This is a genomic window from Marinimicrobium hydrolyticum, from assembly GCF_030848505.1.
Lineage (GTDB): Bacteria > Pseudomonadota > Gammaproteobacteria > Pseudomonadales > Cellvibrionaceae > JAVDDU01.
Window position 1 is genome coordinate 78466 of record NZ_JAVDDU010000009.1, and the last position, 22276, is coordinate 100741.

22 protein-coding genes and 1 other RNA gene are annotated in these 22276 nt (G+C 53.8%); 10 read left to right on the forward strand and 13 right to left on the reverse strand.

What is annotated here, in order from left to right:
* Positions 1 to 76 precede the first annotated feature (76 nt).
* The 10 genes from RBH33_RS14545 to RBH33_RS14590 all read left to right on the forward strand — a co-directional run bounded on the left by RBH33_RS14545 (position 77) and on the right by RBH33_RS14590 (position 9303).
* Positions 77 to 433: a hypothetical protein gene (locus RBH33_RS14545; RefSeq protein ID WP_306732942.1), complete on the forward strand. Its 357-nt coding sequence runs from the start codon at positions 77 to 79 to the stop codon at positions 431 to 433.
* Positions 434 to 528: 95 nt separating this feature from the next.
* The gene (locus RBH33_RS14550; protein WP_306732943.1) at positions 529 to 1320 is read left to right on the forward strand and encodes a DUF5677 domain-containing protein; all 792 of its coding nucleotides are present in this window, start codon (positions 529 to 531) and stop codon (positions 1318 to 1320) included.
* A gap of 88 nt (positions 1321 to 1408) precedes the next feature.
* Entirely contained in the window at positions 1409 to 2506 is a 1098-nt protein-coding gene (locus tag RBH33_RS14555; protein ID WP_306732944.1) for a PDDEXK family nuclease, read from the forward strand.
* Between the two features lie 79 nt (positions 2507 to 2585).
* The gene (locus RBH33_RS14560; RefSeq protein ID WP_306732945.1) at positions 2586 to 3023 is read left to right on the forward strand and encodes a hypothetical protein; all 438 of its coding nucleotides are present in this window, start codon (positions 2586 to 2588) and stop codon (positions 3021 to 3023) included.
* Between the two features lie 341 nt (positions 3024 to 3364).
* Positions 3365 to 4531, forward strand: a complete 1167-nt coding sequence (locus RBH33_RS14565; protein ID WP_306732946.1) for a Gfo/Idh/MocA family protein — start codon at positions 3365 to 3367, stop codon at positions 4529 to 4531.
* A gap of 56 nt (positions 4532 to 4587) precedes the next feature.
* Positions 4588 to 5976 (forward strand): hypothetical protein, encoded by a 1389-nt coding sequence (locus tag RBH33_RS14570; protein WP_306732947.1) that lies wholly within the window; start codon positions 4588 to 4590, stop codon positions 5974 to 5976.
* A gap of 28 nt (positions 5977 to 6004) precedes the next feature.
* On the forward strand, positions 6005 to 7087 hold the full coding sequence (locus RBH33_RS14575) for a Gfo/Idh/MocA family protein (RefSeq protein ID WP_306732948.1): 1083 nt from the start codon (positions 6005 to 6007) through the stop codon (positions 7085 to 7087).
* 212 nt (positions 7088 to 7299) lie between these two features.
* Positions 7300 to 8253, forward strand: a complete 954-nt coding sequence (locus tag RBH33_RS14580) for an RDD family protein (RefSeq protein WP_306732949.1) — start codon at positions 7300 to 7302, stop codon at positions 8251 to 8253.
* A 47-nt stretch (positions 8254 to 8300) separates the two neighbouring features.
* Positions 8301 to 8678 carry a hypothetical protein gene (locus RBH33_RS14585; RefSeq protein ID WP_306732950.1) on the forward strand — a complete coding sequence of 126 codons (378 nt, stop codon included), beginning with the start codon at positions 8301 to 8303 and terminating at the stop codon, positions 8676 to 8678.
* 100 nt (positions 8679 to 8778) lie between these two features.
* Positions 8779 to 9303 carry a DUF6933 domain-containing protein gene (locus tag RBH33_RS14590; RefSeq protein WP_306732951.1) on the forward strand — a complete coding sequence of 175 codons (525 nt, stop codon included), beginning with the start codon at positions 8779 to 8781 and terminating at the stop codon, positions 9301 to 9303.
* A gap of 439 nt (positions 9304 to 9742) precedes the next feature.
* Here the strand turns inward: RBH33_RS14590 and RBH33_RS14595 are convergent, their stop codons facing one another.
* From RBH33_RS14595 to RBH33_RS14655, 13 genes are all read right to left on the reverse strand, one after another.
* Positions 9743 to 11962 (reverse strand): vanadium-dependent haloperoxidase, encoded by a 2220-nt coding sequence (locus RBH33_RS14595; RefSeq protein WP_306732952.1) that lies wholly within the window; start codon positions 11960 to 11962, stop codon positions 9743 to 9745.
* 192 nt (positions 11963 to 12154) lie between these two features.
* Positions 12155 to 12622, reverse strand: a complete 468-nt coding sequence (locus RBH33_RS14600; protein ID WP_306732953.1) for a Dps family protein — start codon at positions 12620 to 12622, stop codon at positions 12155 to 12157.
* 243 nt (positions 12623 to 12865) lie between these two features.
* Positions 12866 to 13837, reverse strand: coding sequence for a hypothetical protein (locus RBH33_RS14605; protein WP_306732954.1), 972 nt, complete (start codon positions 13835 to 13837; stop codon positions 12866 to 12868).
* 3 nt (positions 13838 to 13840) lie between these two features.
* Positions 13841 to 14512, reverse strand: a complete 672-nt coding sequence (locus RBH33_RS14610) for a YEATS-associated helix-containing protein (protein WP_306732955.1) — start codon at positions 14510 to 14512, stop codon at positions 13841 to 13843.
* A 130-nt stretch (positions 14513 to 14642) separates the two neighbouring features.
* The gene (locus tag RBH33_RS14615) at positions 14643 to 14996 is read right to left on the reverse strand and encodes a hypothetical protein (protein ID WP_306732956.1); all 354 of its coding nucleotides are present in this window, start codon (positions 14994 to 14996) and stop codon (positions 14643 to 14645) included.
* 50 nt (positions 14997 to 15046) lie between these two features.
* The gene (locus RBH33_RS14620) at positions 15047 to 15490 is read right to left on the reverse strand and encodes a YcgN family cysteine cluster protein (protein WP_306732957.1); all 444 of its coding nucleotides are present in this window, start codon (positions 15488 to 15490) and stop codon (positions 15047 to 15049) included.
* Positions 15491 to 15504: 14 nt separating this feature from the next.
* Positions 15505 to 15801: a YcgL domain-containing protein gene (locus RBH33_RS14625; RefSeq protein ID WP_306732958.1), complete on the reverse strand. Its 297-nt coding sequence runs from the start codon at positions 15799 to 15801 to the stop codon at positions 15505 to 15507.
* On the reverse strand, positions 15798 to 17000 hold the full coding sequence (gene rnd, locus RBH33_RS14630) for a ribonuclease D (RefSeq protein WP_306732959.1): 1203 nt from the start codon (positions 16998 to 17000) through the stop codon (positions 15798 to 15800). The genes RBH33_RS14625 and rnd overlap by 4 nt, the downstream gene beginning before the upstream one ends.
* A gap of 253 nt (positions 17001 to 17253) precedes the next feature.
* Complete coding sequence (gene recR / locus RBH33_RS14635) at positions 17254 to 17847, reverse strand: recombination mediator RecR (RefSeq protein WP_306732960.1); 594 nt, start codon at positions 17845 to 17847, stop codon at positions 17254 to 17256.
* A 61-nt stretch (positions 17848 to 17908) separates the two neighbouring features.
* Entirely contained in the window at positions 17909 to 18229 is a 321-nt protein-coding gene (locus RBH33_RS14640) for a YbaB/EbfC family nucleoid-associated protein (RefSeq protein WP_306732961.1), read from the reverse strand.
* A gap of 16 nt (positions 18230 to 18245) precedes the next feature.
* Complete coding sequence (gene dnaX / locus RBH33_RS14645; protein WP_306732962.1) at positions 18246 to 20201, reverse strand: DNA polymerase III subunit gamma/tau; 1956 nt, start codon at positions 20199 to 20201, stop codon at positions 18246 to 18248.
* A 117-nt stretch (positions 20202 to 20318) separates the two neighbouring features.
* An RNA gene (ffs, locus tag RBH33_RS14650) (signal recognition particle sRNA small type) lies at positions 20319 to 20414 on the reverse strand.
* Positions 20415 to 20544: 130 nt separating this feature from the next.
* Positions 20545 to 22068: an AbgT family transporter gene (locus tag RBH33_RS14655; RefSeq protein ID WP_306732963.1), complete on the reverse strand. Its 1524-nt coding sequence runs from the start codon at positions 22066 to 22068 to the stop codon at positions 20545 to 20547.
* Positions 22069 to 22276: the final 208 nt, after the last annotated feature.

Below are 22276 nucleotides of genomic sequence, written 5' to 3' on the forward strand. Positions count from 1 at the left end.
ACTGGGAAAAAATTTACGCTGCGCTTCAATTTCGCCCGTGCTGCGGGTGTTACGTGCGAATTAACTAGGAGTATATATGGACGAAATAGAATTTAGAGGTAATAAAATAGAAGAGCTTCCGGACGGAGGCGTTAAGATTACTACGGCCGATGGTCGTTCCTTCGTTATGAACAAAGATGGCAATATGAAGATCGACCTCCAGTCCATCAAAAGCGTAGGTTTCGAGAACATCGTCGACCTGAAGTCCCATGTGATTATGCGGGATGGAGATCTTACCGTTCATAAAGCAGAATTTCATGATGGAGGCCGCGTCACGCTGGCGTTCACTTCCCAGGGTAAGCTTGTTGAGTTTACAGGTTACAAAATTGGTCAAACAATTACGAAAGACAACGAAATTATAATTCGTAGCAGCACGGCCGCGAAAACCACGTAACAAGTCGCGCCAATCTGACAGCCGTGAGCATCGGCCTAAAAAGCAGGCCAATGCTCACGGCTGCAGCTGCGCTCTGCGTTAGGCCAGGAGGAGCGATGTCCGACTTCACGACGCAAGGCTTTCTTTCTGACGATGCGCGGAACGGTGTGAAGAGGCTCGAAACGGACTTTTCGGCTCTCTGGGCCGAAGCGCGTGTCGTGAATGAGTTTGCTCAAGCGTTCCAGTATCAACTAGAGATACATAAGCGATCTCTGGTTGAGATGCTGGCGGCAGTTATGTATGCGCGCGCTCTCTCGACTTACCAAGGAGTCCTGGTTGTGCTGGAGCGCGGAATGGAGCAACAGGCGAAGATGCTCCTGCGCTGTGGGTTTGAAAGCGTGTTTCCTCTAGTGGCGATTTCTAAAGACGCGGGATTCGCTGAGAAGCTGCTCGTGTCCGAGGAGCTGGAAAGGCTTAAGGGTCTCAACAAGCTAATACGATACTGGGAACGTTCTGGCGACAAAGACGGCCAGCTTGAGGACGCAAGGGCACTCGCTGCGGAGCTCAAAGGACAACTAGCCAAGGTAGATGGCAAAAAAATGAGCATAGTGGATGCGGCGGAGGCTGCAGGGCTGGTCGATTGGTACGACACCGCATACTCTTTCCTTAGCAATACAGTACATTCCTCTATCCGCTCGCTTGAAGAGCATCTGCACATCGGCACGGATGGCGACGTTGAGGCTGTGAAGAACGAACCTAGTTTTGAGGAAGCTGGCAAGCTCCTTGTCACAGGAATGGAGTCCATGTTTCACGCCTTGCGGGCGGCTGCTGAAGTCTTCGGCAAGGATGTCGGCGAGTTTGTAGAGCGCTCCTCGGAGCGTGTACGCGAGGCGCATCCCGCTAGTTAGAGCAGCGGGCGAGGAGATCAAGCCTAACTTCAAGTTGCAGCCGACGGCTTCGCCGCGGCTGAACTTCGCGTTATACCGAAGGGGACATATGCCAGACATTGCGGGTGACATTGAAAACAGACCAAAAGAACTATGGGATATTCCCAATTACGGCTGTTTGCCGGATCGACCTTTTGAGATCGACCTAGAAAGTGCCGTTGGGGAGTTCTTGGCGCAAGATATTTTCGATCTAGATGGAACTCAGCCGATTGAAGCTAAAATCATTGGCATATCCAAGAAATTTTTTGAGGGTCATCCGGTAATAGAAGTCAATCCATCCGAGGAGGCGATTGATTTCTATAGAGAACGTGGTGATACTTTCAAAATGATCAACGTTGTTGTATGTTGTCACTCGTTTCAGGAGAGGGATGGGAAGCTCTACGGGTTGCCTTATCATATTTCTTTGCGCCCAGCTCAGAAACGAGGAAGGCTAGCTAGTGTCGGCGTCGATTGGATAAAGAACTTTGACCTGGCTGGAGTGTTGCAGGGTAATCCACATTACATGGGGTATAACCCTTTTTCTGATGCTTTTGGCCTTTACGCTGTTGGCCCGGCACCCATAAACGAAAATATTTGTTCTGACACAATTGGTTTAGTCTATAACACGTACTTTCTAGCAGCAAAATATGACAAGAAAGATGTTTGCGACCCAGGGATGTGCACTTTCCTCATTGGCGAGAACAGGGCGTTGCTGGCTGACTATCGGAAGTTCCGTTTTTCCCGTTATTTTAAGGACTTCGAAACGACTAAGCCAATAAAAATCTGGGGCTGTGATTCGCCAATTGAGCTATTTCTCTTACAGGCCATGAGTCAGCTTGACCTTAATCCCAGGATTCAAACCCTAATATTTCCTGACGGATCAACGTTTCCATCTCTTCAGTCCATGTGGGAGGGTGGTCTACGAACGAAAAAGCAGGCCAAGATCATCACAGAGGCCGATTTCTTCTTCGAAAACGAAAAAGTAGCTGTCTTTTGTGATTCGGTGGCACACCACACCGCTGATCATGCTGTTGCTAAGGATTCCGCCATCGACCAGAAACTTGCCAATTTGGGGATTCGCTCTATTCGGATATCTGGAGCAGACATCATGGCTTCTCCGACCGAGTGTGCAAAAAAGGTACGAGAGTGTGTCGATGAAATGGTATAACCAAGCCATGCACCGGATGCAAAAACCTTCGCTACGGTTTTGTACCGGTGATGGCCGGCGTTATGCATAAAGGTGCTCGATGAAGCAGGAGCAGAAATACTACAAAGATCGTGCCGTTGGCTTGCTAACTAACTTTCAGCTCTTGGAGTTATCTCTAAAGCTGTATATTGGAACGTCCTATGACTACATCCGTATGCTTGTAGTAGACCATATTCACTTTGACTTTTCTATAAGCGATGTGGAGAACTACCCCCTAGAACGGCTTCTGAACATTTTTGGAAAGCTCAATGGCAATGAGGCGCTAAAGAAGCGCCTCAACAAGCTCAGGAATGAGCGGAACTACGTTGCACATGAAGCGCTTTTAGTCACTATCGGTTCGAATCCAAACATGGATACTCTTAACCAAAAAGCGAAAGACTTCTTCTACCTTGAAGATGAGCTAACAGAATGCTTAAAGCTAGTAACAGAAGAGTTCCGTAAGTTAAAAGTTAAGGGTGAACTGAGTAGGCTCATTTAAATGCATAACAAAGCCATCAAGTACGCGCACTTCGTGCGCCGGAGACCTCCCCCTGAACCTGCATCACCTTTCACGGACAGTAATTAACTGTCAACCTAAGTGGTGATAATATGGGAATAACAAGAAAAAAGCATTACGACAGCTATACGCTGGTGTACAAAGTACATGCGATCAAGATGACCCAACAGAAGGGCGTTAAGGCTCCAGGTTCCCCAAAAAAAGTAGACACATGCGGCGCCTGTACTCGTCATTAGGGTTTAATATCCCGAGTGAATATGAAAGTATGGTCGCATGAACAAACACTTGTCGGACGTCTATTTTTCGGGGGGAGGTTTCTTGCCATGAGCACAATGAGTGCGGCCGCCAGTCCCGTGCGCCTCGGTATCATCGGGCTCGGGAATATTGGCCAACAGCATATCCAGCACGTCCAGACAGGGGTCACCGGTTGCGAGATCACCGCCACCTGTTCCCGCCAGTCTAAAGTGATCGCGGGCCTTGATAAGGCCCAGCATTTCAGCGACTACCGCCAACTGATTGATTCGGGGCTGGTCGATGCTGTCTTAATCGCCACGCCCACCATGGCGCACTTTGAGCAAGCGAGCTATGCCCTGGACAAGGGGCTTCACCTGTTGGTGGAAAAGCCCATTGGGCTGTCCTGCCAGGAGGGTGAGCAACTTATCGCCAGGCATCAACAAAAACAACAGATCTTTGCGCTGATGCTCAATCAGCGCACCGACCCACTGTTTGTCGCCATGAAGGAGCAGGTTGATAGCGGCCGCATTGGCGCCATCCAGCGCACCCATTGGACCATGACCAACTGGTTCCGCCCCGAAGTGTACTTCCAGGTCAGCGACTGGCGCGCCACCTGGAAGGGCGAAGGCGGCGGACTGCTGGTGAATCAGTGTATTCACAACCTGGATATTTTTCAGTGGATCTGCGGCTTGCCTGTCTCGGTGCAGAGCTTTTGCAGCTTCGGCAAATACCACGACATTGAAGTAGAAGACGAAGCCACTGCCTACCTGCGCTACAGCAATGGCGCCAGCGGCTTGTTTGTCGGCTCCACCGGTGAGGCCCCCGGCATCAATCGCTTTGATATTGTGGGTGATCGCGGCACCCTCAGTTTTGACGGCGACCGACTGCAATTGCTCACCAACAACGAATCCACCAGCACTTTTTCAAAAGCCACGCGCGATATGTTTGGTATGCCGGCCACCACACGTCAGGACATCACCCCGGATCGTCAGGTCAACCAACACGCCCGGGTAATTCAGAATTTTATCGACGCTATTCGCGAGCAAACGCCACTGATTGCCCCTGCTGAACAGGGCCTGCATTCACTCGCGCTGGCCAACGCCATTTTATTGTCGAGCTGGGAGAATAAAGCCGTCGATCTGCCTCTTGACAGCGCCCATTACCAACAGGCGCTTGAGCAGCGCATCGCTCAGTCCAGTCTGCGCAAAAAAGCGGATATTGAAGTATCAATCGACATGACCAAGTCCTACCGGTAACACGCATTGATAAAAAGATGCGTCAATTAACACACTAATAATAATTTCGGTAATTTATGACTCACACATCGACAGCATCTACACCCGCCGATCAACTTTCCGAAGAGCGGGATCAACTGCACGCGGACATTGCCCAGCGCCCACCCGTGAGGCGAGCCTTTGCCTATCTTCGCCTCAGCGGCCCGGGCTGGCTGCAGGGGGCAATGACGCTCGGGGGCGGCAGTGCCATTGCCTCGCTGACCATTGGTGGCGTTTATGGTTACGAACTGCTTTGGGTGCAGCCCCTGGCTATGTTGATTGGCTGCATCATGTTGTTTGCTCTCTCCCACCAAACTCTGAGCACCGGCGAAAGGCCCTTTAAGGCGATGTGTCGTATTCATCCCGCCCTCGCCTGGAGCTGGGCCCTGGCAGCGCTGGCATCCAGTATTATTTGGGGGTTTTCACACTACCCGTTGAGTGCGGGTATGGCCGAAGAGGTCATTTCCGTCACCACCGGTTTTCGAGTTGGGGACGGTGGCGCACGGGAACTGTATTTGTTTGCCCTCGCTGTCATCGTCTGGGCCTTCTGCGCCTATACGGCCTGGCACTATGGTAAAGGTGGTAGCACGGTACGGCTGTTTGAAAACGGCATTAAATGGTTGAGTATTTTCACGGTACTCGCCTTTGCCTTCGTGGTGGCGACGGCCAGTTGGAACGGGCAAGTCGATTGGCTTCGGGTATTGCGGGGTTTTGTACCCGGCAGGCTGCCCACAGATTCGGAAGGCGTCACTACCGTAATGGCCGCACTGGGTGCCGCTGTGGGCATTAACATGACCTTTGTATACGGCTACACGCTACTGAATCGTGGTTGGGGCAAGGTGCAGCGGGAGCTGTCGCGCTACGACATTATCATGGGGTTGGTGCTCCCCTATTTACTGGTGACGAGTCTTATTTCTATTGCGGCCGCCGGTGCGTTGAGCAGTATCGACACCGATATCAGTGGCAGGCTCAGCCCCGCCATGGCGAGCCAGATTTTTGTGCAGGCAGGGCTCGGTGAAGTGCCGGCCCGGCTGATTTTTTCCATGGGTATTCTGGGTATGGCGGTGGGGTCATTGGTCATGCATATGCTGACCTGTGGTTTTGCCGCCAGTGAAATGTTTGGTTGGCCGACCAATAGCCTGCGCTATCGGCTGGCGTTGTTATTGCCCACCCCCGCGGTCCTCGGCGTGTTTGTCTGGAGCACCATGGGGGCCTATGTGGTACTGCCGACCTCGGCGATCTGCGGGGTACTCTTACCCATTGCCTATGTTGGCTGGCTGATCCTGAACAACCGCCGGGACTACCTGGGTGAGGATATGCCTCGCGGGGCTAAGCGCGGCCTCTACAATGCGGCAATGCTGCTGTGTATTCTCACCGTCGTTGCCAGTGTCATCTATACCACCTCCGTAAGGCTGGGTTGGTTGTGATCAACAGCAAAAGATTGAGAGTCGTGCAATGAAAAAGAATGTCGACGTCAAGGACGGTGCCAACTATGCGCCGTCTGCCGACAGTGTCAAAGTGGTGAAAGAAGGCGAGTTTTACTTTGCGGTCGCTCACCTGGACCACGGCCATATCTACGGGCAAACCAATGGCCTGATTGATGCTGGTGCCAGCCTGAAGTATGTCTACGACCCGGACCCGGCACGGGTGGCCGAATTTGTTCAGCGCTACCCCGGAGTAGAGGTCGTCAGCGACTTTCAAACCCTGCTCGATGATCCGAGCATACAGTTGGTGGCCGCTGCGGCGATTCCCAATCGGCGTGCCGACATTGGTATTGAGGTGATGCGCGCCGGCAAGGATTATTTTACCGACAAAAGCCCCTTCACCAGCCTGCAGCAACTGGAACAGGCGCGCCGCGTGGCCGCGGAAACCGGCCGTAAATACATGGTTTACTATTCCGAGCGGCTGCACAACGATGCCGCCTGGCGAGCGGGCGAAATGATCAGCGAGGGCGCCATCGGTCGGGTATTGCAAGTCTTAAACCTGGCCCCTCACCGATTGGCCAAGCATTCGCGGCCCGAGTGGTTTTTTGACAAACAGCAATATGGCGGCATCCTCACTGACATAGGCAGCCACCAGGTTGAGCAATTTCTCACCTATGCGAACTGCCGTGATGCCACCCTTAATTTTGCCCGGGCCAGTAACTTGAATAATCCGGACCGACCCGGCCTGCAGGATTTTGGTGAAATGTCCCTGACCGGTGATAACGGCTGTTCTTTTTACACCCGTGTTGATTGGTTTACGCCAGAAGGGTTAAGTAGCTGGGGAGACGGCCGCACCTTTATTGTCGGCACCGAGGGCAGCCTGGAACTGCGAAAATATATGGATGTCGCCCGGCAAACACCCAGCTCAAAACTGATTTTGGTCAACTCAAAAGAAGAACAGGAAATCGAGTGCCTTGATCAAAGCGGTTTCCCCTTCTTCGGGCAATTAATTTTGGACGTTATACACCGCACTGAAAATGCCATGACCCAGGCGCACGCCTTTAAAGCAGCCGAGCTGAGTTTGCGTGCCCAGTTGTTGGCGGACTCCTCCTGAGCCCGGGCGCGGGGTCAGGTTGGCACGTCGAGGGCCTTCAGTTGTAGCTGGCACAACCAACCATTAGTTTCGCGCTCTTCGCGCGCCGAACCTCGTTTCACTCGGCAACCAATGGCCGCCGTTATTGCAACCAAGGAGGATTTAACAAGGCAATGCACGCGGCAAACGCGTGATTGCGACGTTACATTACCTTCAACACCCAAGGAACAAAAATGACTGATGAAGTACAGCAAAATTGGATAGCTGGATTTTGGAGACGAATCGGTGCGCTTTTTATCGATACATTGATTCTTGGGCTAGTAGGTTTCCTATTGGGGCTAGCTCTTGGGAGTACGTTCGTTCAAGTCGGTGGTTGGGGACGCTTAATAGGCTTTGTAATCGCGCTAGTCTATTTCGGAGCAATGAACAGCAAGCTATTCAAAGGTCAAACTATTGGCAAAAGAGTACTTAACCTGAGGGTAGTTGATTCCGACAACCAGACAATTTCCTTGGTCAGGTCTGTTATTCGATACATTGTTTTAGCTGCTCCGTTTTCTTTAAACGGGGCTCAGTTCTCCAATGAGGCGTTACTTTCGTTTTTGATATACCCGCTATCGTTGATAATTTTCGGCGGGCTATTCTCGATAATTTACTTGTACATATTCAACAGGATCACCAGGCAGTCGCTCCATGATCTTGCGGTGGGGACATTCGTGGTCAATGCCAATATTGAAAAGCAAGAAGTCGGCAAAATCTGGAAAGGCCACTTAGTAGTAGTCGCAGTCTTTTTCATCGCTGCTGCGATTGTCCCGGTTTTTACAAGTAAATTGGCTCAAAATGAACCATTTAAAGATATGCTAGCGGTTCAGTCTGCTCTCTCAGATGAGCCGGGAGTAAATTATGCCACGGTAACTACCAGCACGACGACCTTCAGTTCAAAAAATGAAGGAGCAAAAACAACTACGTATGTAACTGCTCAAGCCTTTATCTCCTCCAATAACGTTAGTGATGTTGAACTTGCCCGAGAATTGGCCATTATTGTTATCAAAAACTTCCCCGAAGCCGTGAGAAGAGACGCTCTTAGAATTACACTAACATACGGCTATGACATAGGTATTTGGTCTCAGTGGTCAAACCATGCACATGATTTCAATCCGAGTGAGCTTGCAGGTGAAGAGCAAGAATAATCTAACAAACAGCTGTTGCCGGACGTTAAAGGGGCGGAGAGAGAAAAGTGAAATCATTCAGTAATATTCAGGCTATCTCTGTTTCGGTCGTTTTATTTATAACATTACATTTTTTATTGACGTTAGTATCAAATTATCTCTCTAAAAATTCAAGCAGTTTCTTGACATTGCTTCCTTGGCTAAATCTTCTAGCGTACTTGCTTTATCTATTGACAGGCTTCATTTCTAGCCTATTGGCAAAAAGCCGACTTATTATCACTGGTCTGGCAGCTGGCCTACTATCTGCGTTTATCGCAGTTTTGGCATTCGGTGTTGGCGGTGATATTTTTTGGGGGCTCCTTACTCTAGCTTTTGGTTTTATTTTGGGCGGTATCGGTGGCGGCATATCTATGTTGCTTAAAATGATAACTAGCGAAGCCCTTTAACAAATTGCTCAAATACACTCCGGGCTTTCGGCCCCTTGCGACGGCCTACACTTAGTTCCGGCCGGCCCTTAGCAAAAATTTATGTAACAAAGGAAGTCTAGTGCTAACTCTCAAGTGTACTAAGAAAGTTCAAGCTTATCTAAAATTGAAAGAAAGCGATCTTGCTGAGCCTGTAGAAGGTGAAGAAGGTTTTGGAGCTTGGTATGTAAATCAGTTCTACGTGGATCGGCGAAAATGCCTTATCTTCATGAATGAAAAGACTCTCTTATCGTTTTTCTTGTATGGTGTAAAGAAGACAAACACACGAAAAGATACTTTTCCAGAGCTCTGTCTTAACGGAGTATTTCAACTACTGAAGATTGAAGGCTTCTCAGGTAAATCTATTAGTCAATTTATGGATAACTCACAGGATTTTCGTTACATGAAAACTACTGATAGGAAAGCTTTGGGAAATCTTAACGATCTGATGTTTATGTATGAGCATATGATTTTGTCGGAAGGTGGCCTTGAGTACTGCGACCTTACTGAGATCATAAGAAAAATGAACAGAACTCCTCAGAAAAATATTGGCTGGGGATATTCTATTGATAAGGCTAGAGAAATATTAGGTGAAATTTCGTCATAACAATCGCAAGCAGTTCGGCCCCACGGGCCCGGACGTCGCTTCGCTCCGCCGCCGTTGCACGCGTTACATTCCTCGCATATGACAGACGATGCTGAAAAATTCTACTTTTTTGGGCGCATGAGATTGCCTCTTGCTATCTTGGTCGCCAGTCTATACTTACTTTTTGCTTGGCTTGTTTGGCCCGACGTCACTATGACGTTAGGGCTCATATTTGCCGGGAGTTTGTGGGTTTATACTATTGAAATTGGCGCGGTAGTTGAGATTAGTCCAAATGGAATATCGATGGGTAAGTTTTTCGAGCTAAAGTGGTCGGACATTAAGGCGGCGCGAAAAAGATCGTTTTTTGGTTTGCGATATCTTTATATTACTCCCTCGCGTGGACTTGCATGGTGGTTTCCACTCTATTACGGAGGTGACAGAGACGTGCTAAAGGCGATAGTTAAGAGCGCACCCGAAGGAAACCCCGTAAGGGAGTTGGCGCATACAGACGTTTGAGGCGGCGTTGGCGGTAACCCGCCAAAGTAACCAAGGCGCTGAACAACACAAAACCAGCGGGAGATAGCGAACCGCCACGTTTTGATGATTTACCTCCACCGGCACGATCATAGCCGGGCGTATCGCCACCACTATCACTGCCGCTGCTATCGGGTGTCGGTTCCGTTAGGGTTGGCGGCCCTGCAAATAAAGCTTCCGCTTGTGCAAACGCGGACTCCCCTACTCTAATACCTATTAAGCGGCCAGGTATGTCGTCGAGGGGAGGATGAATACCGCCCCAAATTCGGGAAAGACTGGTTTGGTCTGAAGCATCGCGGTAGGTGGCCCACTGTAAAACCACGTCAACGCTGGGGCCTTGTTCAAACACCAAATACTCGTTTTGACGGGCCACGAACTCCCCCATTCCGCCGGGAAAGTATTCATCGCCGGTAATTATTGTCAGCAGCTCGGCCGCGGCACGCGAAAATGTGGAGTGTCCGGAAATATAACCGGCGAAAGGCGGCGTGACAAACGTCGGGCGCTGATAAGGCCACCAGTTTTCCGCAAGAATCCACCCTACCCCCGCCATGTCCGTTTCGGGGTCTTGGATATAATCCGGACCTCGCCAAGCAAAGAGTTTTACCTTACCCACGTGCTCATTATCCTCGCCCGCCAGTGGATCACCTTCCTCAACCAGCTCAACGTAGCCCTCTTTCAAGGTGACGCCATCAATATGGTAATTCGGTAAGTTGGGATCGCTACTTTGACCCATTGAGCCCATGTACCGTATGGCGGATACCGGCCGAATATAGTCGTACCAACCCTTGATGCTCCAGGCGGCGATAGCCGCATCGTGGAGCGCCCCGCTCAATGCGAAGTAGGCTTTCACATCCCACTCTAGGTCATCCAACACTGGTCCTACGCCCATAAACCGTTTTTCGAACTGTGGATGATCATTCACCGCCTTGTTGAGTATTTCAAACCAGTGGCCAGGTGGCGTATAGGAATTAGGACCATCCGCCCAAAACTCGGCGAGCACCCGCGTGTAGTCGCCTCGTGGCACCCGTTGTTCCTCGTACGGCATGCCGGTTACCGGATTAATAGCATGCCCCTGGCCTAAACTGCTGCCATCATCCTCGTAGAATGAATTTAGCTCATCTATCGTAGTGGGTAACGGACCGGTGTTGCCGATGGTGCCCGGTGAAACATCCCACATGACCTCATCGGAAGGATCCAGATGAGAGGACCAGATCGACACGAGGAGGTGATTCCACTTATAGGCATCGGAATAGGATGATCCAAGCAAAGCGGGCTCGCCGGGATCATGATAAACCGCATAATCAACACCGTCGCGGGTATAAACGGTTCTGTCTTCGGGCTGCAACGCAAAGGGAGTCACATCGCCCCAATTAGCGCCCAAAAACGTTGGCGTATCGGTTTCGTTGCCGGATTGGTCAATGGTTATGTCTAAGCTCAACGGCTGCCATCGATTAGGGTCCACGATGCCGTGCACACCCGGCTCAACGGGGTTCAAGGAGCCATTGACAGGTTCATAACCTGAATTGGCGTAATCAGCCTGCTCATTGGCACCATCAGCGAGGCCGAATTCAATAATGCAATCGGCAAGATAATTTCCTAATGCCGCACCCGACCCGGTACTGAGGTCCGTGGACGTAAAGTTTCTGTCGTGGTCCATTGCCGAAAACATAGTGCGAATTCCCTCAATGGATTCTTCCGCTCCAGGGGAATTAGCAAAGCGATGTTCTAACACTCTAAATACCGCATAACTCAGTGCAGTTTCACGCGCCGCTTGCTGATCAGTTGCATTGTCCAACAAAGTTTCGCGCTGCTCCCATGTCAACCTACAATCGGTTTCGGCATGGGTTTTAGCCAACAGATAGGTATCGGCATTATCGTCATAGATTGCCCATGTGTCGTACATGGCGATGGCTGTGTGAAAGAGGTTCCGAGCATGCACAGTTGGGCGAGCAAAATCGCGGGAAATTGCCGCCAATGTCGCTTCGTTCCAATTGCGCGCTACCGACTGCGTAGGATCGTATTCGGGGAATGGGGTAAGGTGGTGGTCAGCATGTGCAGGAAGAGGTGCGCTCACTAAGCCGATAGCGCCCCAAAAAGGCAGCGTCGCCAAGACACGCACTGTGCTCTTAAGCGTGAAAAGAGGCATGAGTTAATTCCCTTTCGTCAATGCTCAAAAGAGGGGTTGGTAAACAAGGTGGCGCACGACTTCCACCCAGCAACCTCACTCTCAGAAAAAGTCCTTTTGGATGTATTCTCTCGCAGTGTGACGACGATCAGCCCCGAACCCTATTAGGTTCGGGGCGTATATCTAACGCTTTTTGACTCCACGCTGGTGCTTTTATTCCAACAAGCTACGCAGCATCCAGGCGGTTTTTTCGTGCAGCTGAATGCGCTGGGTGAGCAGGTCGGCCGTTGCCTCATCACTCACTTCTTCCGCCGCTGGAAACAGCGAGCGCGCCGTGCGCACTACCGATTCGTGACCTTCCACGGCGCGACGAATCATGCCTTTGGCGTCGGGAATGTCCTGCTCTTCTTTAATGCTGCTCAATTCAACAAACTGGCTGTATGTGCCCGGCGCGGGAAAGCCCAGAGCACGAATGCGCTCGGCGATTACGTCCACGGCTTCGGCCAGTTCCTGATAGTGTTCTTCAAACATGATATGCAACGTTTGGAACATTGGGCCAGTCACGTTCCAGTGAAAGTTGTGCGTCTTCAGGTAGAGCGTGTAGCTGTCCGCCAGTAAACGAGACAAACCGTGGGCAATGTCTTTGCGATTGCTTTCGCTAATGCCAATATCAATTTCCATTTCGTGCTCCTATCTGTCGAAACATAATGGGACTCTTACTCAATGCTAACACCAAGCTGAGAAAACGAATAGCTCAGGCAAAGCCGGGCGTAAAAGTCATCACTCAAGAATAATCATCTGGGTGCGGGAGCGAAATTTCAAGGGGCGAGTCACTATGACGCCCATAGTAACTTTTAATTTTGACCGCCTCGTCTGCGAAAAACACGTTGTTTGCTGGGCAGGCCGGCAAGTCAGTGGTTACTATTAAGGCTTATCCTTTTCCTGCTCTTGCTCCGGTGGCGCATCTGATTCTTCCTCGTCCAACTCCGCGCTGGCCCAGTCGTCCTCATCCAAGGGGAAGAGGGGCTCATCGGCGTCCTGATATTCAGGTTCGGATTCTGACTCGGTTTCCATCTCCGCATCAGGCGGTGGCTCTGCCTCGTCCTCAGGGGGCTCGTTCGACTCATCAGAATCGATGTCCTGCATGGGCGGCATCGCCACACCGCCCTGCTCAAGCTCTGGAGGTGACTCGGAGTCTTCAAAGACATCGGCATCCTCATCGTCCTTGCTGTTCATGAACATTCGGTAACCGAAGGCTATGAGAGCAAGCACCAGCAGATTGGCAACCAGCACGCTGCCGTAAATTAAAACTCGTGTAACGGCCTGCATGGCGCCATCGTTGGAAGGGGGAGCGCTAGGGGCAGAGGTGCGCTCTACAGGGGTGACTGGCTCGGGAAGCGGAACGGATGGCTCTTCAGCGTCCTGCTCAAGCCCTTGCATCAACGCCGCCAGAGCGCGCTCTTCAGGGCTTGTGTAGGGATCGCCGGGCTCTGGAAACTGGAAGTATTGGCTATCCAGACTCAGGCGCAGGGGCTCTTGATTCGGTGTTTTGCCGCTGACTTCCAGATCGATCCGATAACGCGCCGGCTCTTCCGGTGACAGGGTCAGATGCCAACGATTCTGGTCGTCCAGGGGCAAGGTGTGAACCGCGGAAAAACCGGCGGAATTTCTGATATGGGCGACCAGAGTGGTGTCGGCGACGCTCACCTGATCGCTATCGGCATGGACCAAGAGCTGGTAGTGCACCCGGTCTTCAGTGATGTTTTTTTGCAGGTTAACCGTAAAGGGGCTCTGTTCTAGCGTATCGGCCTGCCCTGGCGCGGCCATCAGCGCCAGGCAGAGCAGAGCCAGACTAATCAAGCCCCCCGGGCGCAGGCGCTTGCCCTGGCCCCACATGATTTAAACCAGCATATCCAGGCTGCGACGTCCTTTTTCGGTCAGATACCAACGAACCCCTTTCTTGGTGTTGATCCGGCCCGCTAGCTGCCGGTTGACCAGGACCTTCAGGGATTTCTCAAGGGTGGTTTCGTCCGCTTCCGCTTCTCGGCACAGGCCCGCCATAGAGCGGAAAATATGCCGGCCGCAACCCAGGGTTTTCAACACTTTGGTGCCGGCAATGTCCAGCTCTTCCTGGGGATCCAGTGGCCCGACGTTGTCGTCGATATCCAGGTCCTGCTCAGTTTCGGTGTCGATGAGGGGCAGAATTTCATCCTGCAATACGCGCAGCTGATGCTGTACGCCTTCCGCCTGAGAGCGCGCCATGGCGGCTTCACGCAAAATGCGCTTGGGAGTGCTTGTGAGCGCCAGACGCGAGGCAATGGCGACAATCAAGCAAAAACCGGTGTAAATAAGCAGTTTGGAAGGGTCAGACTGGATGTCGGTGATCAAGTCACTCTGAACAAAGAACAGAATCACCGGGACCAGAAACGACGCCCCTATGCCCATCACGATGCAACGCGGCAACGCAGCCTCGTCGTCCCGGTCCTGATTCATCTGATAGTAATTGATCAGGCCGCCAAAAACCCCGGCGATGCTCATCACTGCTGCCAGAATGAAAATAAGGTATGCCATGTGGATCTCCTGAATTGCCGGCCACACTGTGATGTGGCCAGCTTAACCGTTTTATTTGTTATTGCCGTTTGTTATAGAACAGTTATAGCATCTTTTGCGCCATTGGCAATCCAGATCGACGTGGAACCGCTTAGGACTGGGGGCTACGCTTGGGTGGGCGAACGCAGAATTGGTAAATCAGGGAGAGAATCAGCCCGACTAGCCACACGCCGAGAATCAGCATTCCCGCGTGCAGAGCGCCGCCGACATCGTCAAACAGCCCCTCCAGGACCAGCACAAACAGTGCGGGCACCAACACCAGCTCATCCATACCCGACAAAGCGGTAGGCGTCAGCAGCAGTGCGGCCACTGACACTAACAATAAGTGGCGCCAATCCCGGGGCATGCGGCGAGTAATGCGCCAACCGGTCAGTAGCAACCCGACTGCACCCAATAAATAGGCCCCCCAGGCCCACATGAAGCTGGCCGCTAAACCCTCTTCCATTGTCGTTACCTCTCTTCGTTAATTGTCGGCCAAACCGCAGGCCATCAAAGTCAATATACCCAGTGTACGATATGTTCTTCCCAATCCTGCTCTGGGACGTCAGTCTCTGAGCGGATTCGGCCCGCGACAGACACGCCCGCCGCGTGAACGCTGGCCGGGTCTCCCGACACAAGCGGGTGCCAGTCGTATAACGGTTGGCCTTCGGCGATCAGCCGATAGGCACAGGTGGACGGTAGCCATGGGAAGGCTTCAACGTCTTCCGGGCGCAGGACCACGCAATCGGGTACCCGCTCCTTGCGCTCACTATAGGCGCGGCATTGGCAAGACCCAGCATCCAGCAACTGGCAGGCGATATCCGTAAAATACACATCGCCCGTGTCCTCGTCTTCCAGCTTGTGCAGGCAGCATTTTCCGCAGCCGTCACAAAGCGATTCCCATTCTTGGGGAGTCATTTCAGCCAGCGTTTTGCGGCGCCAGAAAACGGTTTGGGACATGAAAGTGCCCGCCCCTACAGTTTGGAGTTGTGTTGGTGAATGAGTTGCTGCTCCGTGTCATGCGGGCCGCGCGGCGGCAATTGCAGGTAGTACCCGGGCTCTTCCAGGCTGGCCATAACTCGCTCCACGGGAACTCGCGCCAGCTTTCGCTCGGGCGTGAGCAATAGCACCATGGCGGGCTGGGGTGTACCAAAACGCTTCAGCAATTCTTCCGGCACTCGCTCCAGGCCTTCTTCTTTAGTCACGTACAGATACATGCCCTCTTCCCGGGGGCTGCGATAAATCTGGCAAATGATTTTCTTTTCAGTCATAAGTCTTCCGTAGGCGCAGAGTCCGCCGCATTTTCAGTACCCGTATCCGCCGGGCGTGTGGCCTCATGCTCGCTGGCTAACGCCAGCAAAGCTTCACCCACCACTGGATGGCGCCAGCCTTTCAAACGTTCGGGCAAATGGTAATCGCCGGAATCAAAGCCGGAGCGCACCAGCGCTTCGTATTCACGTTTCCGGACCAGCAACTCGGGCGGTACTTGCAATTGCTGGGCGCGTTCACGCACCAGGCGCTTCAAGGCTTTTAACAGCGACGTGTGTTCGCGCCCCAGCGGCGCTGGCAGGCGTTCCGGCCAGGCGCTCTCGTCGTCTTCTTCCAGGCCATTTTTCACAATCGCCAACAGTTGCTCGCCGTATCGGTCGAGCGTGCGGCTAGGTAAGTCATTAACTCGCTGCAAGGCGGCCAGCTCAGTGGGTTGCCAGCGGGCAATTTCCCAGAGCGCGTTTTCTTTGGCCAAGCGGTTGCGGGGAAGATCCCGGGCACGGGCCTCGACCTCCCGCCAATGACACAGTTGTTGCAGTATGGCCAACTCGCGGCGACGCAACTTCCAGGCGGAGCCCACTTTGAGGTAGTAGCTCAGAAAGTCCGGCTCTTGCCGGGCGTTGCGCACCAGTTCAGCACAGTCGTCGGCCACCCACTGCAAACGCTCTTTTTCGCGCAGGGTTTGTACTAACTTACCGTAAACGATTAGCAGGTGTGCCACATCCAGAGCGGCGTATTTCAGCTGAGCGACCGCCAACGGGCGCTGTAACCAGTCCGATCGGGTTTCGCTCTTTGGGATTTCGATATTCAGTAAGGCTTTGACCAGACCGGCGTAACCCAGGGAAAACCCCAGGCCGGCGAAAGCCGCCGCGATCTGAGTATCAAAGAGGGGTTCGGGCACTACGCCCAGCAGGCGTTGAAAGACTTCAAGATCTTCCGAGCAGGCGTGTAATACTTTGGTGACGGCCGGATTCAGCATTAATTGCCGGAAAGGCTCAAAATCCGTGATGGCGAGAGGGTCAATCAGGTAACAGCCCTTTCCATCCCCCACCTGTATTAGGCCAGCGATCGGGTAAAAGGTATCGCTGCGCATAAACTCTGTGTCTACCGCGATGGCCGCCTGTTGACTCCAGCGCTCACACAGCTCTGCCAAGTCGGCGTCCTGATCAATCCATATGGGGTCTGTGGGGATAATGCTCATAAACGAATTTGGCTACTATTGGCTACTAAATAACATGGTGCGCGAAGAGGTAGTGGTGCGAGGAAAGGGTGCCCGATGTTTGAATTACGCGCCGAGGGCAGGGGGCCCGGCGTTGCGAGACCCTCGGAGGCAGGACGCCGACGCGGAGCGTACAGGGAGGTATCCACAGCGTGTCTCGCAACGCCGGGCCCCCTGTCCTTCCCGCTTCGGAAGTCACAAACCATCACTTCTTGCTCTTGAAAAGTAAAATTGTTCAAAGCGCTTTACGGCTGGAAAAAGCGTGCGCGAGCGTGCCGCCATCGACGTACTCAAGCTCCCCACCCAAGGGCACACCATGAGCGATGCGGGAAACATTGACACCCAATTCGCGGGCACGTTCGCTGATGTAGAACGCCGTGGTTTCGCCTTCCACGGTCGGATTCGTGGCGAGAATTAACTCCTCCACCGGCTCCTCCTGTAGCAAACGGGTCAACTCCCCCATGCCGATTTCTTCCGGCCCTACCCCATCAATGGGGGACAGGCGACCCAGCAGCACAAAGTAGCGGCCCTGATAACCGCCCGCTTGCTCAATGGCCAGCATGTCAGCCGGTGTCTCCACCACGCATAACAGGGTTTGATCCCGCTTGGGGTTGGCGCAAATGCCGCACAGAGGTTGTTCGGTCAAGGTCCGGCAGCGCTGGCACCTGCCTACGCCTTCCACGGCTTGACTCAAAGCTTGAGCCAGGCGCCCCGCTCCGGGACGATCGTGCTCCAATAACTGCAGCACCATACGCTGGGCGGATTTGGGGCCCACGCCCGGCAGGCAGCGCAGAGCGGACATCAATTCGTCGATCAAGGGGCTAAACATAGGGTGCTTCTGCTATCAAAAATAGAGCGCCGGGGTCACCCGGCGTACACAAGGCTCGAACTTAAAACGGCATTTTGAAATCTGGGGGCAGGTTCATGCCGGACGTCATACCGGCCATTTTTTCCCGGCTGTTGGCTTCCACTTTACGTACCGCATCGTTAACGGCGGCGGCCAAAAGGTCTTCCAGAATTTCCTTGTCTTCACTCATTAAGGAGTCATCCAAGGACACTTGTTTTACATCGTAGCGACCGGTCATTACCACGGTCACCAAGCCGGCGCCGGACTGACCCGTTACTTCCGCCTGCGCCAACTCTTCCTGTGCCTTTTGCATATTGGCCTGCATTTCCTGGGCCTGTTTCATCAAATCGCCAAGACCTTTCATGGTAAAAACCTCATGTCTATTTAGTCAGGGGCTCTACGGTGTCTTCCCGCAAAGTCGCGTCGAACTGATCCATCAGCTGTTGTACCAGTGGATCGTTTTTAATGGCACTCACGGCGCCAGCTAAATTTTCCTGCCGAAGCCGAATTGCCATGGCGGCCGGAGTCTCACCCGGCACCGAGCCGGGCTGAATACGCACTCGGACGGGTTCGCCAAAATAATCGCTCAACTGATCACCGAGTCGTTGCTGATGACCTTCGTCAAACAGTGCGCTGTGTGCTTCGTCCAGAATAAAATCCAGCGCGTTGCCCTGGCGACCGACGAGTACGCAATTGGCGACCGTCGCCTGGAGCAAGCCGCCCAATTCCAGGCCGGCGTAAATCTGAACCCACGTGTCCGGCGCCGCTTGTTCCAGTGACAGGCGCGGAGCCCGAGGTTTGGCCGGCACTGGCGCCGCAGGCGCTTCAGGCTTTTTTGCCGGTTCGCCCTCCCCCATTTGTATCGGGGAGTTGGTCTGGTTTTCCGTCACCGTTTGGGGGCGCTCTACGGTTCTTTGAGCGTCAACCGCTGGGCGATCATAAGGCCCATCGAACGGTGCATCCTGCGCGTCTTGAGATTCATACTGAGGCGCGTCCGAAACCGTTTGAGCGGGTTTAGACTCTGCGTCGTCCGCTAGATTCCGAGCCGGCTCTGAAGCAACTTCAGGAGGAGTAGTTTCTTGGGGCTTAGCCGCAGGCGCTGAGGTCTGCGGTTCTGCCTGCGACTCCATGGGAGGCGCCGGCGGGCTTTCAGGTTCGGCAATGCGGTCCGCCAATTGGCTGCCGGGGGATTGGGGCTGAGCTTTGGGTGTTCCGCCCGAGGGCAAAGGTTTTGTGGGAACCTCCACGACACCTTGCGGCTTGAATGCCAACATGCGCAGCAGCACCATCTCCAATCCGGCGCGGGGGTCCGGCGCCAGGGGCAGGTCGCGCCGGCCCAGTAACGCTGTTTGGTAAAACAACTGTACATCTTCCGGCGCCAGCTGCTGCGCCAATTCCAATACCCGGTCCCGATCGCCGTGACTGTTATCCACTGCTTCGGGCAATGCTTGGGCAATGGCTATGCGATGCAACAGGGTGAGCAATTCCGCCAGTACGCCGGCGTAATCGGGCGCTTGTTCGGATACCTGCTCCACCGCTTCCAGCAGGGCCTTGCCGTCCAAATTCGCCAGGGCCGTGATCAGCGCGCCGATGGCGCCTTGATCAATGGTGCCCAGCATGGCGCGCACTTCGGCTTCAGTGATTTTGCCCGACCCGAACGCGATGGCCTGATCCGTCAAGCTCATGGCGTCGCGCATGCTGCCATCCGCGGAGCGACCCAACAGCCAAAGCGCGCTTTCCTCGAACGGCACCAGTTCTTTTTCCAGCACAAACTGCAGATGTTGAACGATGCGTTCCGGATTCATGTTCTTGAGATTGAACTGCAAACAGCGGGACAACACCGTCACCGGCAAGCGCTGAGGATCGGTGGTGGCGAGGAGAAATTTGACGTGCGGTGGCGGCTCTTCCAGCGTTTTCAACAAAGCGTTGAAACTGTGGGTGGAGAGCATGTGCACTTCATCGATCAAGTAGACTTTGTAGCGGCCTCGCGTGGGCGCGTACTGCACGTTTTCCAACAGCTCGCGCGTATCTTCCACTTTGGTGCGCGAAGCGGCATCCACTTCAATCAGATCCACAAAACGGTTTTCAGCAATTTCCACGCACGCTGAGCACTGGCCGCAGGGTTCGGAACTTACGCCGGTTTCACAATTCAGGCACTTGGCCAGAATACGCGCGATGGTGGTTTTACCCACGCCACGGGTGCCGGTAAACAGGTAGGCATGATGCAGACGATTGTGATCCAGAGCGTTGATCAACGCCTGAAGAACATGCTCCTGCCCGACCATTTCTCGGAATGTGCGCGGACGCCATTTGCGGGCCAGGACTTGATAGCTCATGCCTTCCTCTGATGGGGTGTTATCGAACGTGAGGGGATTATACCTGACAACGGAATCATCCGCCTGCGATGCGGCGAAAGCAGATCAAAAGGACTTCAAGGGGAAGAATGGAGGCGACCTAACCAGCCACACCCCGGCACACGACTGACTGCTACCGTTGCTCCCTTCCGGGCCTGGCGGGGTTCACAGCTGATCATTGCGAGGGGACCGGAAAGGCCACCATTTCAGCTCGACGGGTAGTGCTCCCGCCGGACCGGCATTATCCGTAGTTTGCTCAGCTAATGCAAGCCGGCGCGGCGGGCAAAACGCTCGCGTGTTGAAAGAGTAGCCAACACCGAATGTTTCAGCCAAGCAACATGGGCGCCCCCGGCCCCAGGGGCCATCCCAACCAAAACCAAGTGATTAGCAAACCGCTCCAGGCCACCAAAAACGCCAGGCTGTACGGCAGCATCATGGCCACCAAAGTGCCTATGCCGAAATCCGACCGATAGCGCTGCGCGAAGGCGATGACTACACCAAAATACGGCATCAGTGGCGTGATGATATTGGTGCTGCTGTCGCCGATCCGATAGGCCATTTGAGTCGCTTCGGGGCTGACACCCAACAAGTACAACATGGGTACAAACACTGGCCCCAGCAACGCCCATTTAGCCGAGGCACTGCCCACAAACAAATTGATCACCGCCGTAATCAGCACCAGCAACAGCAACAGCAAGCCCGGGTTGAGCTCTAAGCCCTGCAGCAATTGGGCGCCGGTAGCGGCCATAATCGTTCCCAGCTGGCTCCAGGCAAAGTAGTTTACAAACTGGGCGGCGAAAAACATCAGCACCAAATACGTTGCCATGGTGCTCATGGACGTTTCCATGCCTTGAACCGCGGCCCGGCTGTCCCGATACCGACCACTGACACGCCCGAACAGCCAGCCGGCGATTCCGGCGTATAAGGCGATCACCACCACAATACTCTGCAGCACGGCCGATGCTAAAAAACCGGGCCGCTCCGGATCGCGCAGCCAGCCACCCTCCGTGGCCGAACCCGCTGCCAGGAGCAGACCGAGCACCAGAGTCCAGGCCAGCACCGCCCATAACCCGCGCCGATCGGCCGCTGACAGTGGCGCAATAGAATCAACCGGCTTCTGGTTCTCGGCGCCCAAGTAAGGCACCACCAGTTTCTCAGTGACCCAAACACCGATTCCGCTCAACAACAACGTCGATACGGCGGCGAAGTAATAGTTGCTGGCGATGCCCACCTGATAGCCCTCGGCCACCAGAGCCGCCGCCTCCGTGGTCATGCCCGCCATTATGGCATCCACTGGGCCCAGAAGCAGATTGGCGCTGTATCCGGCGGAGACGCCCGCAAAAGCGGCGGCAACCCCGGCCAAGGCGGGCCGACCCGCCACGGCGAACAACATGGCCGCCAAAGGAATCAGCACCACGTAACCCGCGTCCATGGCCAGATTGGATAGAATCCCGGCCAGCACCACCACCCAGGTCAGCAAAACGCGCGGCGCCGCCAGCACCAGCCTTTCCAGCAGCACTTTGAGCAACCCGGAATGTTCCGCCACCCCCATGCCCAACATCACCACCAGCACCGAGCCCACCGGCGCAAAGCCAATAAAGTTGTCCACAGTGTTGGTTAACATCCAGCGCAGCCCTTCGGGGCTTAACAAACTTCTGGCGACTACGGGCTCGTCTCGTCCCGGCAAATACGCCTGGGTACCCATGAGCGTAAACAACCAGGAGAGCACCACCAAAAACAGACACAGCCAAATAAACAGCACGGCCGGAACCGGCAGCCGGTTGCCCGCGCGCTCCAGGCCACTCAGAAAATGCTGCCACCGGGAGATGTTGTTAGAAGTCTCGGTCATGATTATTCCGAACGATGAATGACTGGCCCGCGTTTGCGGGGTGCACATGGGCGCCCGCCTGGGTTAGACTGCGCCATGTCCAACCCCAAGGCCCTATTGGCCTGATCTTTGGTTTTCGCTATCGAAGCGGGATGTTTCAAAACACAGCTTCATTCTATCAAAGCGAAAGGAAAGGATAGCCTGCGGCAACCGCCGGACATCCTTTCCA